This window comes from Ruegeria sp. CDSA033 (genome assembly GCF_059612305.1).
This window is the reverse complement of the sequence record NZ_JBXWQI010000011.1, coordinates 65,883-82,058: the sequence shown is the minus strand read 5'-3', so window position 1 is coordinate 82,058 and position 16,176 is coordinate 65,883. Positions and strand designations below refer to the sequence as shown.

Sequence of the window (16,176 nt, the reverse complement as noted above, 5' to 3'; positions counted from 1 at the left end):
AACATGGTGGCCTTCAGCCATCCGGAAGGGATGCGCGTGGGTTGCCGAATAATAAACGGGAGTTGAAAAACATGAACAAGTATATTCGTACATCTCTTGCGGGGCTGTTGACCTCGACCATGATCACCGGGGCTGCATTTGCCGCCGGAACCCATCCGACTACCGGCGAAGCGTTGGCGGATGACCAGACCTTTACCTATCGTATCTTGGACGAACACAGCTCGGTTGACCCTCAGGTTGTCGAAGATGTTTCCGGCGCCGAGATCGTGCGTGACCTGTTCGAAGGCCTGATGAACCAGGACGAAGACGGCAATCTGGTCCCCGGTGTTGCCACCGGTTACACCACCAACGACACCAAAGACGTTTACACCTTTACCCTGCGCGACGATGCGAAGTGGTCGAATGGTGATCCGGTAACTGCCGGCGATTTTGTTTTCGCCTGGAAACGTGCCGTCGATCCCGCCCTTTCCTCGCCCTATGCGTGGTTCATGGAACTGATGTCGATCGAGAACGCATCTGAAATCATCGCAGGTGACAAGTCGGTTGACGACTTGGGTGTTAAAGCCATCGACGACCATACGCTTGAAGTGACGCTCAGCGCACCGCTGCCGTACTTCCCGCAAATGACCACGCATTCGACCACTTTCCCTGCCCCGCAGAAAGTTGTCGAAGAGTTTGGCGACGCCTGGACCAAGCCAGAAAACATCGTTTCGAACGGGGCATACGTCCTGACCGAGCATCTGCCGCAGGAACGTTCGGTTCGTGAGCGGAACGAAAACTACTGGGACAACGACAACACGATCATCGAAAAAGTCGTGGCACTGGTCATCAACGACGAAAACGTCGCGCTGACCCGTTACCTGGCAGGTGAGCTGGACCGCACAGAAGTTCCAGCAGGTCAGTTCCCGCGCTTGCAAAAAGAGCATCCGGAAGAAGCAATCAGCTTCCCGCGCCTGTGTAACTATTATTACACGTTCAACCTGTCCGATGGTGGCCCCGAAGCCTTCAAGGACCCGAACGTTCGTCAGGCGCTGTCCCTGGCAGTTGATCGTAAGATCATCACCGAGAACATCATGGCAGGTGGGCAGCCGCAGGCTTATACCTTTGCCCCGGCAGCAACCGCTGGCTTTGACGTTCCAGACGTAGAAATGGCGTCCATGTCCCAGGCCGAGCGCGACGAACTGGCCAAGGAACTGCTAGCCGCAGCCGGTTATGGTCCCGACAACCCACTGAGCTTTGAGATGGTGTACAACACCTCGGAAGCGCACAAAAAAGTCGCCGTGGCCCTGAGCCAGATGTGGAAGCAAAAGCTGGGCGTCAATGCCGAGCTGGCCAACATGGAATGGAAAATCTTCCTGGAAGAGCGTGGCAACCAGAACTTCGATATGGCACGCGGGGCATGGTGTGGCGACTATAACGAAGCCTCGACCTTCCTCGACCTGCTACAGTCGGATTCCGGCTATAACGACGGCAAGTACAACAACACCCGCGTTGATGAACTGCTGTCCGAAGCCAAAACATCTGACGATGCGGCACCTCTCTACACCGAGGTCGAGCGTATCATCGCGCAAGAGACGCCCGTTATCCCGATCTATCACTATGCTGGAGTCTACATGATGGACAGCGATGTCGGTAACTGGCCGGTCAAAAACGTAGAGCAGAACTGGTATTCCAAGAACCTCTACAAAACCGCCGAATAATCTTCCTTAGACCAAGCTTTGCCCCGGAGTTCTTTCCGGGGCAAAGCCAATAATGGGGGCATGAAATGCTTGCCTATATCGTCCGGCGATTGCTGATCGCCGTCCCAACGATCCTTTTGCTGATCGTTGCAAGTTTCTTTCTGATGCACTTCGCGCCAGGTGGACCATTCACCTCGGAACGGCCACTGCCGCCCGCTGTGCTGGCCAATATCGAGGCGCGGTACGGTTTGGACCAACCGCTGTGGAAACAGCTGTGGGACTATCTGTACAACATCGTCGTGCATTTTGATTTCGGCCCGTCCTTTAAGTTCAAGGACCGGGATGTAAATGACATCATCGCGCAGGGTTTCCCGATCTCGCTGACCTACGGTTCGCTGTCCTTCCTGGTCGCAACAACCGTCGGAGTCTCGCTGGGGATTGCCGCTGCGATCAAGCACAACAGCTGGATCGACTATCTTGCTGTTGGTTTGGGAATCGCAGCGCAAGCGCTGCCGAACTTCATCATGGGTCCGATCCTGATCTTGACCTTCACCTTGTGGCTGGGGTGGCTGCCGGGTGGTGGCTGGAATGGCGGCCAGTGGCCGTACCTGATCATGCCCGTTATCGCGCTTGCGACCTCATACATGGGGTCCATTGCACGGATCACGCGGTCATCGATGCTGGAAGTTCTGAACTCGAACTTCATCCGCACGGCCCGCGCCAAGGGTCTGCCGACAAGAACCGTGATCTGGCGCCACGCGCTGAAACCAACCTTGCTGCCCGTTGTGTCCTATCTAGGACCGGTCTTCGTCTACGTTCTGACCGGTTCGGTCTTTGTGGACATCTATTTTTCGACCGGCGGACTAGGGCAGGCTTATGTGGGGTCCGCGCTGTCGCGTGATTACGCGGTGCTGTTGGGGGTCACGATTCTGTATGGCGTCCTGACCGTTCTCGTAAACCTGCTGACCGACCTGGCCTATGCCTGGTTCGATCCGAAAATCCGTTACTGAGGGGCTGGCAATGCTTGGTAAATCACAAAAAGCCGCCCACCTGGCCGATAATATCACCGATTACACGGTCATTCAGGGGCGTTCACTTTGGCAGGACGCACGTATGCGTTTTGTTCGCAACAAGGCGGCCATGGCGAGCCTGTTCATTCTGGCGATGATCGTGTTGTTCACGATCATTGGCCCCTACTTTGCCGTTTGGAGCAACGAGGAAATCGACTGGAATGTCATGGGCGACGTGCGCGGCATGGGAATGCCGTCCGCAGAGACTGGACATTTCTTCGGCGTCGACGATCTTGGGCGCGATCTATACAGCCGCATCATTCAGGCGACGACAACATCGCTGCTGGTGGGTCTGATCGGTGCCGCGACCGCTCTGATCGTCGGTACATGTTACGGTATTGCTGCAGGGTATATCGGTGGCCGTACTGATGGCGTAATGATGCGCTTCGTCGATATCCTGCTGGCCATTCCGGCAACTCTGGTCATCATCCTGTTGCTGGTTGTCGCGGGTCGATCATTCGTCATGCTGTTCATCGCACTTGGTGCGGTTGGTTGGCTGACGATGGCACGAATTGTCCGGGGGCAAACCCTGACCCTGAAGAACCGAGAGTTCATCGAGGCCGCACGCGCAGCTGGGGTCAGCGAATTCACCATCATGTACCGCCATATCCTGCCCAACCTTCTTGGCGTGGTGATTGTGTATGCTTCGCTACTGGTGCCTGAGATGATCCTGACTGAAAGTTTCATCTCGTTCCTCGGCCTTGGGATTTCTGAACCCTACACTTCGCTGGGTCGACTGATCGCCGAAGGGGCCGGGACGATGGGCTATGGCACACTGTGGCAGTTGTTGTTCCCACTGACATTCTACGTCGCAATCATCATCACCATGTTCTTCATTGGTGACGGCTTACGCGACGCTCTGGACCCGAAGGATCGCTGATATGAGCCTGTTTTCCGTAAAAGACCTGAGCGTCCAGTTCAACACCGCCGACGGCGTTGTTGAGGCCGTCAAAGGCATCAGTTTTGACATCAATCCCGGCGAATGCCTGGGTATCGTGGGTGAAAGCGGGTCCGGCAAAAGCCAGACATTCATGGCCGCGATGGGCCTGCTGCCACCTGCAGGGCAGGCAACCGGTTCCGCCATGCTGAACGGTCAAGAAATTCTGAACCTGCCGGTGAACAAGCTGAACCAGATCCGTGGCGACGATGTCGGCATGATTTTTCAGGATCCCCTGACCGCCCTGACCCCGCACCTGCGGATCGGCCAGCAGATGCGCGAAGTTCTGCAGGTTCACGAAGGGCTGCAAGGATCGGCTGCTCGGGCGCGCTGTCTTGAATGGCTTGACCGTGTGCGTATCCCTGAGGCCAAACGCCGTCTGGATCAATACCCGCATGAGCTTTCCGGCGGTATGCGCCAACGGGTCATGATCGCGATGTCGATGCTGTGTAACCCAAAGCTCTTGATCGCTGATGAACCGACAACGGCGCTGGATGTAACCGTTCAGGCCGACATTCTGGACCTGATGGTACGCCTGCAAAAGGACGAAGGCACCGCAATTGCGCTGATTACCCATGACATGGGTGTCGTGGCCCGTATGTGCGACCGCGTTCAGGTCATGAGGCTGGGTCAATTCGTTGAGGCCGGCGAGACGCGTGAAATCTTCCGGGCGCCTAAACACGACTACACCAAGACTTTGCTGGCCGCGATGCCCCGCATCGACGCCGGTGACGCACCCAAGGCGCTGGAAAAAATCGATGAGCCACTGCTGAAAGTCGACGACGTCAAAGTGCACTTCCCAATCCACGTCTCGGGCGGTTTGTTCGGGCACAAAGTACCATTGAAAGCCGTCGATGGTGTCAGTTTTGACATCCGCAAGGGTGAAACATTGGGCGTCGTGGGCGAGTCGGGCTGCGGAAAGTCCACTCTGGCACGGGCTGTTCTGCAGCTGATCGAACCCAGCGCCGGCAATGTCAGCTGGCTGGGCCATCCAATTGTCGGTCTTAGAAGGGCCGAGTTGAACAAGTACCGCAAGGACTTGCAAATCGTGTTCCAGGACCCGCTGGCCAGCCTTGATCCGCGTATGACCATCTCGGCCTCAATTGCGGAACCGCTGAAGACCTATCGCCCTGACCTGACTGAGCGGGAGCGCAAGAAGCTGGTCGCCGAAATGATGGAACGGGTCGGCCTGAAGGCCAACATGATCAACCGCTATCCGCACGAGCTTTCGGGCGGTCAGAACCAGCGCGTCGGCATTGCACGGGCGATGATCAACAAGCCCAAGCTGATCATCTGCGACGAAGCAGTGTCCGCGCTGGACGTGTCAATTCAGGCGCAGATCGTGGAGTTGCTGCGCGAGTTGCAGCAGGAGTTCGGTCTGTCGATGATCTTCATCAGTCACGATCTGTCGGTTGTGCGGGCGGTATCTAACCGGATCATGGTATTGTATCTGGGCCGGATCGTGGAACTGGGCGACGGAGAAGTGATCTGTTCTGATCCGATCCACCCGTACACCAAATCGCTGATCTCGGCCGTGCCAATTCCGGACCCGGACGTGGAGCGCAGTCGCACACGCCTAAAATTGCCGGGCGAGCTGCCCTCACCGATGGATCCGAAAGCCGCGTTGCGTTTCCTGCCAAGTCGTTTGGCGGCTGGCGAGAATGACTACGTTCCGCAACTTAGCGAAGTGAAACCCAATCATTTTGTGGCCGAGCACGACCCGCTTGAGGCGATCATGGCAAAGGCATAAACCAGCCCGCCCCGAAGCAAGTAATTGCCTTCGGGGCAGGTTCGTTTTTGGTTGTTTCGGCGACTCATTTTTGTTTCGCCACCGTGTCCAATGTGTACTAATTCATCCTCTTTGCCCTAAATAATGCAACTTCCGAGCCTAAGTTATAGCCGGCATGAACACAGCATTTTGACTTCCGATTTCAACGGTGGCACGATCTCTCGGAGTTGACCGGCTTTGCCTATTTGCGTTGATTGTTTTAACCGCGCACACTATGAGGTGGCGTCGACAAAACACTTTCATACGGACAAGACTTTTTGCTGAGAGGTAGCATGGCACGTAAGGTCACAAAGGCGGTTTTTCCGGTTGCGGGTCTTGGTACTCGCTTTCTGCCCGCGACAAAATCGGTACCTAAGGAAATTATGACCCTGGTCGATCGCCCGCTGGTTCAATACGCAATCGACGAAGCTCGGGCGGCCGGGATTACCGAATTCATTTTTGTAACGTCCCGCGGAAAGTCAGCGCTTGAGGACTATTTTGACCACAACCAAATCCTTGAACAAACGCTTAAGGAAAAAGGCAAAGACGACCTGTTGGAAACGCTAAATGCGACCAACATGGAAAGCGGGGCTATCGCCTATATCCGGCAACACAAAGCTTTGGGTTTGGGTCACGCCGTGTGGTGCGCACGCCGCCTGATTGGAGACGAACCATTTGCGGTCATGCTGCCCGACGACGTCATCGCAGGGGAAAAGCCCTGCTTGCAGCAGATGATAGAAGCCTATGAGGAAACTGGCGGCAATATGGTTGCCACCATGGAAGTTCCCCCGGAAAAGACAAGCTCTTACGGCGTTTTGGATGTGGGCGATAACATCGGAACAGCGGTGCGCGCGCGCGGCATGGTCGAGAAACCGAAACCCGAGGAAGCACCGTCCAATCTGGCAGTAATCGGTCGTTACATTCTGCGCCCATCGGTTCTGTACAACCTTAATCAGAACAAGCTGGGCAGTGGCGGCGAGATTCAACTGACGGACGCAATCGCCGAAGACATCAGAAACGGTGTCCCGGTTTTCGGATACAAATTCGACGGCCAGCGGTTTGACTGCGGGTCCAAAGCGGGTTTCCTGCAGGCAACAGTCGCGTTTGCGCTGGCGCGCGATGACCTTCGAGAGGATTTGCAAAAATACCTGCACGACGTTGTCGCCACGGGTCAGGCAGCCCAGTAACCAGGGATTTTGGCCTCGAAACCGAGGTAAACGGTATCGAATTAAGGGCAAACTGCAGGCATTGCAGTTTGCCTTTTTCTTTCGGTGTAGATCAAAAGCCCTGGGGTGATTGGACAGCCCATCGCTCAGGCAAAATATTGGCACGATATTAACCGAGCGTTCGTATCGGTCAGGCGGGATTCATGTGAGGCGCGGCAGTCTGGCGCGCAACGCAATTGTCGATCCGACAACCAACGGAGAATGCCCTTTGTCCCAAAATTCGCCCAGATTGAACCTGCCATTCCTGCAACCGTCGCAAGCGCAAAAGCACGTCACGCATAATGAAGCCCTGAGACGCCTTGATCTGGTCGTCCAGCTTTGCATTGAGTCTACTGATGCCTCGACGCCGCCCGCAGTTCCGGCGCAGGGTGAGCTTTATGCCCTTGGGTCGACGCCCTCCGGCGATTGGTCGGATCATGCGGGAGAACTTGCAGCTTGGTTAGACAATGGCTGGCATTTCATAGCGCCCAAATCGGGCTGGCGCGCGTGGGACCGGGAGAATAGTCGTCTGACAATTTGGGACGGGTCGGCATGGATCGAACCCCCGACCACGACGCAGAACCTGCCAGGCGTCGGAATTGCCACCGGGCACGACACGACCAATCGTCTGTCAGTGCGCGCGCCGGCAACCTTGCTAAGCCACGAGGGTGCCGGGCATCAACTGAAGATCAATAAGGCAAATGCGGGTGAGACTGCATCCCTTTTGTTTCAATCCAACTGGACCGGACATGCGGAAATGGGTCTGTCCGGTAGCACAGGCTTTTCCATCAAGGTCTCGCCGGATGGGAATAATTGGTCCGAAGCGCTGAGCTTTGATCCAACGTCCGGGGTAGCCTCTGGCACGGCCGTGCAAAACAGCGCGGAAGATACAACTGCGGGCCGTCTGATGCGGGCTGACTATGGCTATGGGCCCGGAAATCTTTTGGGGGCGGTCACGCAAAGCGGCGGAACCCCGACCGGCGCTGTGATTGAAAGAGGAGCCACACCGAGTGGTGATTTCGTTCGGTTTGCTGATGGTACCCAGATTTGCACCGCTTCACTGGATGCAACGACCTGCACAAACACCGAAGGTGCACTGTATGCGAGCTCGTCTGCAACATGGGTTTTCCCGGCTGCCTTTGCTACTGGCACCAACCCGGCAATCAGCGGCAGTGGGGGCGCGATCAACAGGTTCATGGGCTTTGATGAACCGTCCGAAACTCAGGTCGTGTACAAAGTTCTTTCGTCTGCTTCTGACGCGACGGCTTTACCTCCAACGGCCATAGCAATTGGCCGCTGGTTCTGATCCGCCAGACTGCCCGGATCTGTGTCCGGGCGGTCACTTCGCGCGAAGTTCTGCCTCGGGTTGCTCTAGAAACCAGGCATAGGTTTCGCGAATACCGTCTTCGATCCTGATAGTCGCGCGCCATCCCATGTCGGCCAGCCGGGAAACGTCCATCAGCTTTCGCATGGTACCGTCCGGCTTGCTGACGTCTTGCGTAATCCGCCCGGTGAACCCGGTGATCTTTGCCACCATCGCCGCCAGTTCCGCGATTGAGATATCTTCACCACATCCCACATTGATATGGCTCAGCATGGGTTGGGTATTGACCTCATACGCAGCACGGGGCAGGTCCATTACGAACAAAGACGCCGCAGCCATGTCGTCAACATGCAGAAACTCGCGCCGGGGCTTGCCCGTGCCCCAGATGACAACTTCGTCCAGCCCATCCCGGCGTGCCTCGTGAAATCGGCGGATCAGGGCGGGCAGGACGTGACTGTTTTCAGGGTGAAAATTGTCACCAGGTCCATACAGGTTTGTCGGCATCACGGAACGGTAATCCACGCCGTGCTGCCGATTGTAGCTTTCACACAGCTTAATTCCGGCAATTTTTGCCACGGCATAGGGTTCGTTTGTCGGCTCTAGCACACCTGTCAGCAGGGCATCTTCGCGCATTGGCTGCGGCACAGCGCGCGGATAGATGCAGGAACTGCCCAATTGCAGCAGGTTTTTGACCCCCGCGGCAAACGCCTGATGGATCACGTTGCACTCGATCATCAGGTTTTTGTAAATGAAATCCGCCGGGTAGGTGTTGTTGGCATGGATTCCGCCGACTTTAGCCGCCGCCAGAATGACAACGTCTGGGCACTCGACCTGCATGAAATCGGCGACAGCGGCCTGATTGGTCAGATCAAGTTCCGCATGGGTCCGTGTTACAAGTTCCAGCGCCTCACCTGATGCTTGACGGTCTTGCAAGCGACGCAGGATTGCGCCGCCAACCATGCCGCGATGCCCGGCGACGTAGATCTTACGCATGCCGCCTGCCTCAGCCATTTTCCAGAGTGACCGGCAATTCGTAACCATGCTGTTTCAGCAAGGCATGACGTTTGGCTGTCTTCAGGTCCTCGGTGATCATTTCAACGCACATCTGCTGAACCGTCAGTTCCGGCTCCCAGCCCAGTTTGTTTTTGGCGTTCGAAGGATCGCCAAGCAATGTTTCCACTTCGGCCGGGCGGAAATATTGCGGGTCGATGCGCATGATCACGTCACCAGTTTTCAATGCAGGTGCACTATCGCCTTCGACGGATTTGACCGTGGCGATTTCATTGACGCCTGTGCCTGAGAATTCAAGCGTCACGCCCAGTTCAGCGGCGGACCATTCGATGAATTGCCGCACTGAATACTGTACACCCGTTGCGATAACAAAATCCTCGGGGGCGTCCTGTTGCAGCATCAACCATTGCATCCGGACGTAATCCTTGGCGTGACCCCAGTCGCGCAGGCTGTCGATGTTGCCCATGTAAAGGCAGCTCTCAAGACCTTGTGCAATGTTGGAGAGACCACGGGTGATCTTGCGCGTCACAAAGGTTTCGCCCCGGCGTGGGCTTTCGTGATTGAACAGGATGCCGTTGCACGCATACATGCCATACGCTTCGCGGTAGTTCACTGTAATCCAATAGGAATACAGCTTGGCCACCGCATAAGGCGAACGCGGATAAAACGGCGTTGTCTCGCGTTGCGGTGTTTCTTGGACCAATCCGTACAGTTCGGACGTGGACGCCTGATAAAAGCGTGTCTTTTTCTCAAGACCCAGAAAGCGGATCGCCTCGAGCAGGCGCAACGTACCGATTGCGTCGACATCAGCGGTATACTCAGGCGATTCAAAACTGACCGCCACGTGGGACTGTGCGCCAAGGTTATACACCTCGTCCGGCTGAACCTCTTGAATGATGCGCGTCAGGTTTGATGTATCGCTTAGGTCACCGTAATGCAGGTGCAGGCGCGGATTGGGCACATGCGGGTCCTGATAAATGTGGTCAATGCGCTGTGTGTTGAACGAAGATGCACGGCGCTTGATCCCATGGACTTCATATCCTTTTTCCAGCAATAGCTCAGCAAGATAAGATCCGTCCTGCCCTGTAATACCAGTCACCAATGCTGTTTTTGTCATAGCCGCGATCCGAGAATATCTGATTTGCTTTTCGCCGCCTCAGAAACAGCAATATACCCCTGAATGCAACCCTGCGCCACGGTTGGGCTCTGATTCAACTGCAGTTGACCATCGTTTGCGCAAGCGCTTCAGGACGACGCATATAACGGTACTGAGCCTTTTGCACCTTCTGCCAGCGCTGCGCTTTGATCGCTGCGAACCCTGTCGTATAGCGCGAGCGCATCAGCAGAAAACAACTCGGTTGGTGGCTCGACATGAACAAAATTGCTTTGGCCGTCCTGCCCGCGCGCCAGCATGGCATAGTCTCGCTCGGCCACCAGTTGCTTGGCATTCGGGTTAAGATAGCGGATCGCAAGACCAATACGCCGGTCACCCGATTGATTGGGACCCGAACCGTGGATCGTCAGCCCATGATGCAGAGACATCTGCCCCGGTGCCAATTCGATGCGGGTCTTGTCCTCCTCGGCGACATCCACCGCAACCTCTTGTCCGCGCGACAGAAGATTAGTGTCAGAATACGTGTCCTTATGGGGAAGGATCGGGTTCTTGTGGCTGGCGCGCACAAAATCCATACACCCACTTTCAACCGTTGCCGGCGACAGCGCAATCCAGGCGGTGACCTGATCCGGGGTTTCACCCATCCCCCAATAGGTCAAGTCCTGGTGCATCCCAACGGTGTGGGCGGTGTGGGGCTCTTTGATGAAGAACTCGGCGGACCAGACCATGATGTCCGGCCCCAGAACACCTTCGACCACATCCAGAACACGAGGATTCATCGCGACCTGTGCCGCCAGCGGCATCACCAGATGCGCATTGACCCGTTTGTAAGTGTTCAGCGGCAAGGGCAGGTCTGCGCCAAGCCAGTCCTGTTCTATCCGCTCAAGCTCAGCTCGGGTTTCGGCGGCCTCGTTTTCGGAAAAGATGGTTAGCGGGAAAAGAAACCCATCCTCCCAATATTTGTCGGATTGCGCCTGGCTAAGTACGACGTCACGCGTTGGGGTGCTTTCAGACATCTGGTATACCTTCTCGAAAACTTGCTTTCCCAGAGTTTTACCCTGCGCTGCCCGCAGGGCGCTTATCCTACCTGCGACGATAAGTTCAGCTTTGCCTTTGGGGCAAGTCACCTCGCGTTTCATTTCTGAAACGCTTTCGTGCTTTCAAAACTCCGGCTGGATCCACACGGATCAGACCCTATGATTAGATTGAGGGCACGACTAAACCCTCCCGGATCAAACGTGTCGCCCGAAAGCCAAAACCAGAGTTCACGTTTCAGCATCCCAGTTGAGCGAATGCACCTATGCTGCCTACATTCACCAGCCCGCTGCCATCGCCGCAGCGGATAACAAGGGTGTTCGGGTCTATCATCTCGGGCTGATCGCTATAGGCGATCAAGCCACTTCCCAGCACCGTATACAGCCCGCCGGGCTGGGGTTCCGAGTAATAGCCCTGAACCTGAACAACGCCGACCGCACCGGCGAACAGACCGGCTTCCAGACGCTCGGCCCTGATCCCGCCGCGTGTTGGCTGCCCGATGACCCGGACAAGATCACCCGGCGACAGATGTTGCGGCTCAAGCCCACTGACAACGCTTGCCCCGATCACTGTTTGGGCCTGAGGGTCAGACCCAAGATATGTGCCGGACAACCGCGCATCGTGCCCATTGCTTGTCAGTTTTTCGATGTGTGAAGCTCGCACTGACTGACCTTGCCACAATCCGCTGATGGCGACCCAATCGCCGACCTGAATGTCAATTGACCCTTCGTACACAACGTTCGTCCCAAGAGCCGACACCCTACCGTCCTGCACGCTGGACACTGGTCCGACCAGAGGCAGGACTTGACGGATGTGTTTTGCGTGCCACCCGCCATTTTCCTGCGCTACAATAACCGCAACGGTATGACCCGGCTTCAACTCGCCCGCAGTGATCAGTGGAACCGAGTCGGCAACCGGCATCTCGTCATCGAACAGAATATGCTGCCCATTCACATGGATGCTGCCCAGATGGGTGATCGTGCCCACGATACCGGTGCCGATAATGCCACCTTCACGATCAGTTTCACCTTTGTCTTCGGCCTGAATCGGAGCAGGCAGCCAAGACACCATGAAAAACGCCGCGAGCACACGAAGAAACACACCCATACTTACTCATCCTCTTTCGGGTTTTTACTTTGCGCTTTTTGCGGCGAGGGCAGGACAAAAGCGCCCGCTGCAAACCGACCGCTGTGATCGCCATCACTGTTTTTATCCTGCAGCTCGCGGGCCAGGGAATTGATCTCTTGCAGCAGCGCTTGCGCCCGGTCTGACGAGAATTGACGCAACTCTTCAATCGATTCTGACGACAGATGAGAATACCGCACCGCACGGTCAAAATTGCGTGGAGCATCCGGTTCTGCCAGCAGGTTCTTTGTTGCCACTGCCAAATGCGCAGACAGCGTCGCCTCGTAGGCCGCCACTTGTTCAGCGCTGCCCGCAGACGGAAGAAATGCTTGGGACAACAAGCGAAGCTCGCCTTTTCCGACCTGTTCCACATTCTTTTGATCGACCAAGGTTTCCAGAACGGTACCTGGGGCCATGTCCACACGCGCCCGCCGCACCAGATCATCAAATCCCGGGCCAGTTTCGTCGCCTTTACGGCTCAGAATCCGAGGCTCGCCCAAAGCGTCCAGAAATTCGGGCGTCGTCGACCAATAGCTGATGACCAGTGCCGCCGCATTACAATTGCGTTTCAAAGGGGCATCATCGTCGGTGTTGCGCAGCCTTTTGACGTCTTTGCGATGCAGACCCGTCATCAGACTGGCGCGACTGTCGCTCAGTTTTCCGTCCGTGCTTTGCTCAGCTGCTGTCAGCAAGGCCAGTTTTAGAGCTTCGGTCGCGGTGCCAAGCGTGACCCCATGCGCAACCATTGCCTGCGCCAGTGGGACCAGCAACGCAGACAGCGCGGTTTCAAGAGGAGGTTTGGGATCATTCGACATTTGGGAACTCGTCACGGATTGGTAGTTGATAACATTTTCCTAGAATTAACGAATTCAACGCTTTCGTGTTCAAAATGTGATCGAATGTGATCTTTAATGGGAATTTTTCCCATTATCACTAAGGTGTGACCCCTTCTTGAACTGGAGAATGCCATGCACCTTATCGCAACCGATCCCCAGACAAACTACCCCCCCCTGTCTCAGACCGATTTTACCCGCACAAAAAAACCGGGTGCGCTGGACGCGCTCAGCCCCGAAGATCAAAAGCTGTTTCTATCCTTTGGCTGGGGGCCGCAGGTTCCGCCCCGCCATGCCACCATCGCCGACGCGCTGCGCCAGACGTTGCTGATTCAGCCCGATGCCACCGCGGTGGAAATTGCGGACCATAAACTTAGCTACCGGGCGCTCAACGAGGCCTCGAACCGATTGGCGAATGTCATGCGAGCCCATGGCGTGAAACGCGGCGACGCGGTGTGCCTGTTCCTGCATCGTTCGGTCGAAATGGTCGTAGGTATCGTCGCCGCCATAAAGCTTGGGGCCGCCTATATTCCGCAGCATGTCGGTGTCGCGCCGACGGAAACCTTACGCCATGTTGCGAATGTAACTGGTGCAAAAATCATCCTCAGCCTGAGCGAACTGGCAGATCAAATCCCCGTTGGATTGGACCAGACCCTGATCACAATTGATACGACGATGTTCGACCCGATGCTGAACGCCCCGGCCCCCGGCCCTGCTTATCGGGCCAGCCCCGACGATTTGGCGATGATATTGTTCACGTCCGGCACAACCGGCGTTCCAAACGGCGTACAAGTTAGCCATCGGAACCTGGCCAATATCTTACTGACCGCCCCCGGGGATCTGGGGATGCGACCGGGCTTGCGGGTCGGACAGATCCTGTCAATCTCATTCGACATGGCCGCGTGGGAGATCCTTGGCGCTTTGTCCAATGGCGCAACTTTGGTGATCCGTGCCAAATCGATTCAGGAAACGGCCGAGAAGGTGGATGTGCTGATCGCCACGCCTTCGATCCTGAATGCGCTGGACCAGACCCGCTGCACGCAGGTCAAAGCTGTCGCCGTAGCGGGCGAACCCTGCCCCCGCCCGCTGGCAGATCGCTGGTCAACCTTTTGCACCTTTTACAATTCCTGTGGTCCGACCGAGACCACCATCATCAATACAGCCGAGCCGCATCACCCCGACAAACCGTTTCTGTCGATTGGGCGCCCAACACCGAACAACACGGTTTATGTTCTGGACGAAAACCTGCGCCCTTTGCCTATCGGCGAAAAGGGCGAGATGTGGGCTGGCGGCGATTGCGTCACAGCCGGTTACCTCGCCAACCCCAAACTGACGGCCGAGCGTTACCAACCCGACCCATTTCGGCCGGGGCATATGATGTTCCGCACCCGTGATCTGGGACGCTGGACGAGGACCGGTGAGCTTGAGCATTTCGGGCGCGTTGACGACTTAGTCAAGGTGCGCGGATTCCGGGTAGAGCTGGACGGTGTTACATCCGCGCTTGAGGCCTCGCCCTGCTGTCAGCAGGCGGTGACTTTGCAATATGACAGCCGCAATCTGGTCAGCTTTATCTCACCGTTGTCGGCCTGCCCCAAGCAGGCGGCGCAATCCGTCTCGGATCGTTTGCCATACTACTGCAGCCCCGCCGTTGTGGTCCCGATGGACACGCTGCCCCGCACTCCGCGCGGCAAGCTGGACAAGCGTCTATTGCTGGATCTGGCGCGCACCCATATCGCGAAAACTGGTGCGGAGTTGAACTGATGACGACGCAGACGACAAATCTTGACACAGGCGGCCTGAATTGGCGGCGGGTGACCCGCCACCCGGCCCTGATGGAATACCGCCGCCTGGTAATGCTTGTTGCATTGCTGAATCTGGCCGTCTTCGTGGTTGGATTGCGCGATGGGACTTGGTTCGCAGATAACGCGTTCACGCTCGGCCCGATTGCGGATATGGCGCTGATCAACCTCAGCCTCGGCATCCTGATCCGGCAACAGCGGGTGGTCAACGCCCTGTTCTGGCTGGCCACCCGCATTCCCACGTCGTGGCCACTTTGGATCCGTTGGGGGGCCGGAAAGGTGTTCCACTTTGGCGGGTTGCATTCCGGCGGCACCGTCATTGGGACCATCTGGTTCGGCTTTCTTCTGTTTGCGATAATTTGGAACCGCTCCAACGGAGACGCCGTGCCCTCAGACCTGACACTGGGCCTGAGCACGACAATGGTCGTCTTGATGACATTGATGGTGATATCGGCCCTCGGCCCGATCCGCGCGCGGTTTCACAATGCGTTCGAGAAAACGCACCGCTTTGTCGGCTGGACGGTTTTAGGATTGTTTTGGGCGCAGACGATCTCGATCACAAATGACATGGGGGGCATGTTGTTGCACAGCCCGGCCTTCTGGATGCTCTGCCTGATCACCTTGTCGATCCTGTCGCCATGGCTGACACTGAAACGCGTCGATGTCAGGATTGAAAAGCCGTCAAACCATGCGGTAATTGCGCATTTCGACTATGGGGATACGCCATTCCCCGGCAGCTCGAACGCGATCAGCCACACCCCGTTTGGCGAGTATCACTCATTCGCCAATATCCCGTCCCCGAACCAGCCGGGTTACCGATTGGCCATCAGCCGCGCCGGGGACTGGACCGGACGTTTTATCGACAACCCGCCAGACAAGGTTTGGGTCAAGGGTATCACAACATCAGGTGTGGCGCGGATCGAGGTGCTTTTCAAAAAAGTGGTGTATGTGGGCACCGGTTCGGGCATTGGGCCGATCCTGCCGCATCTGTTGGCCAAAGAGGTGCCGAACCGCCTGATATGGTCCACCCGAAGCCCGCGCAAAACCTATGGTGACGCGTTAGTTGACGAGATCGAAGCAAATACCGAGCAGCCTTTGATCTGGGACACCGACGAAGACGGCAAACCGAACCTTTCGGCCCTTGCCTTGCAAGCTGTTCGCGAAAGTGGGGCAGAGGCGGTTATCGTGATCTCGAACCAAAAGCTGACCCGCAAGGTTGTGCATGACTTGGAAAGCCTTGGCATTCCCGCCTATGGCGCAATTTGGGATAGCTGAT

Annotated in this window: 13 protein-coding genes; 8 read left to right on the top strand and 5 right to left on the bottom strand. The window is 56.5% G+C overall.

The annotated features are described in order from the left end of the window. Positions 1-71 precede the first annotated feature (71 nt). From AC2FLA_RS14820 to AC2FLA_RS14795, 6 genes are all read left to right on the top strand, one after another. Positions 72-1,700 (top strand): peptide ABC transporter substrate-binding protein, encoded by a 1,629-nt coding sequence (locus AC2FLA_RS14820; RefSeq protein ID WP_496723153.1) that lies wholly within the window; start codon positions 72-74, stop codon positions 1,698-1,700. Between the two features lie 65 nt (positions 1,701-1,765). After that, a complete protein-coding gene (gene oppB, locus AC2FLA_RS14815) occupies positions 1,766-2,689 on the top strand; it encodes an oligopeptide ABC transporter permease OppB (protein WP_113790780.1) in 924 nt (307 codons plus the stop codon). A 10-nt stretch (positions 2,690-2,699) separates the two neighbouring features. Beyond that, a complete protein-coding gene (locus AC2FLA_RS14810) occupies positions 2,700-3,629 on the top strand; it encodes an ABC transporter permease subunit (RefSeq protein ID WP_496723151.1) in 930 nt (309 codons plus the stop codon). 1 nt (position 3,630) lies between these two features. Further along, positions 3,631-5,436, top strand: coding sequence for an ABC transporter ATP-binding protein (locus tag AC2FLA_RS14805; protein WP_496723149.1), 1,806 nt, complete (start codon positions 3,631-3,633; stop codon positions 5,434-5,436). A 311-nt stretch (positions 5,437-5,747) separates the two neighbouring features. Further along, the gene (gene galU, locus AC2FLA_RS14800; protein ID WP_282169450.1) at positions 5,748-6,641 is read left to right on the top strand and encodes a UTP--glucose-1-phosphate uridylyltransferase GalU; all 894 of its coding nucleotides are present in this window, start codon (positions 5,748-5,750) and stop codon (positions 6,639-6,641) included. Positions 6,642-6,825: 184 nt separating this feature from the next. Beyond that, the gene (locus AC2FLA_RS14795) at positions 6,826-7,965 is read left to right on the top strand and encodes a DUF2793 domain-containing protein (RefSeq protein WP_496723148.1); all 1,140 of its coding nucleotides are present in this window, start codon (positions 6,826-6,828) and stop codon (positions 7,963-7,965) included. Between the two features lie 33 nt (positions 7,966-7,998). Here the strand turns inward: AC2FLA_RS14795 and fcl are convergent, their stop codons facing one another. The 5 genes from fcl to AC2FLA_RS14770 all read right to left on the bottom strand — a co-directional run bounded on the left by fcl (position 7,999) and on the right by AC2FLA_RS14770 (position 13,083). Further along, a complete protein-coding gene (gene fcl / locus AC2FLA_RS14790; protein ID WP_496723146.1) occupies positions 7,999-8,976 on the bottom strand; it encodes a GDP-L-fucose synthase in 978 nt (325 codons plus the stop codon). A gap of 10 nt (positions 8,977-8,986) precedes the next feature. Further along, positions 8,987-10,111: a GDP-mannose 4,6-dehydratase gene (gmd, locus tag AC2FLA_RS14785; protein ID WP_496723144.1), complete on the bottom strand. Its 1,125-nt coding sequence runs from the start codon at positions 10,109-10,111 to the stop codon at positions 8,987-8,989. 128 nt (positions 10,112-10,239) lie between these two features. Then, positions 10,240-11,247 (bottom strand): phytanoyl-CoA dioxygenase family protein, encoded by a 1,008-nt coding sequence (locus AC2FLA_RS14780; RefSeq protein ID WP_496723142.1) that lies wholly within the window; start codon positions 11,245-11,247, stop codon positions 10,240-10,242. A 133-nt stretch (positions 11,248-11,380) separates the two neighbouring features. Beyond that, positions 11,381-12,250 carry a DUF5666 domain-containing protein gene (locus tag AC2FLA_RS14775; RefSeq protein ID WP_496723140.1) on the bottom strand — a complete coding sequence of 290 codons (870 nt, stop codon included), beginning with the start codon at positions 12,248-12,250 and terminating at the stop codon, positions 11,381-11,383. 2 nt (positions 12,251-12,252) lie between these two features. Continuing rightward, a complete protein-coding gene (locus tag AC2FLA_RS14770; protein WP_496723138.1) occupies positions 12,253-13,083 on the bottom strand; it encodes a DUF6502 family protein in 831 nt (276 codons plus the stop codon). Between the two features lie 153 nt (positions 13,084-13,236). Here AC2FLA_RS14770 and AC2FLA_RS14765 point away from each other — a divergent pair, with 153 nt between their 5' ends. Then, on the top strand, positions 13,237-14,862 hold the full coding sequence (locus AC2FLA_RS14765) for an amino acid adenylation domain-containing protein (RefSeq protein WP_496723137.1): 1,626 nt from the start codon (positions 13,237-13,239) through the stop codon (positions 14,860-14,862). Beyond that, positions 14,862-16,175 carry a ferric reductase-like transmembrane domain-containing protein gene (locus AC2FLA_RS14760; protein ID WP_496723135.1) on the top strand — a complete coding sequence of 438 codons (1,314 nt, stop codon included), beginning with the start codon at positions 14,862-14,864 and terminating at the stop codon, positions 16,173-16,175. Before AC2FLA_RS14765 ends, AC2FLA_RS14760 begins: the two co-directional genes overlap by 1 nt. Position 16,176 lies beyond the last annotated feature (1 nt).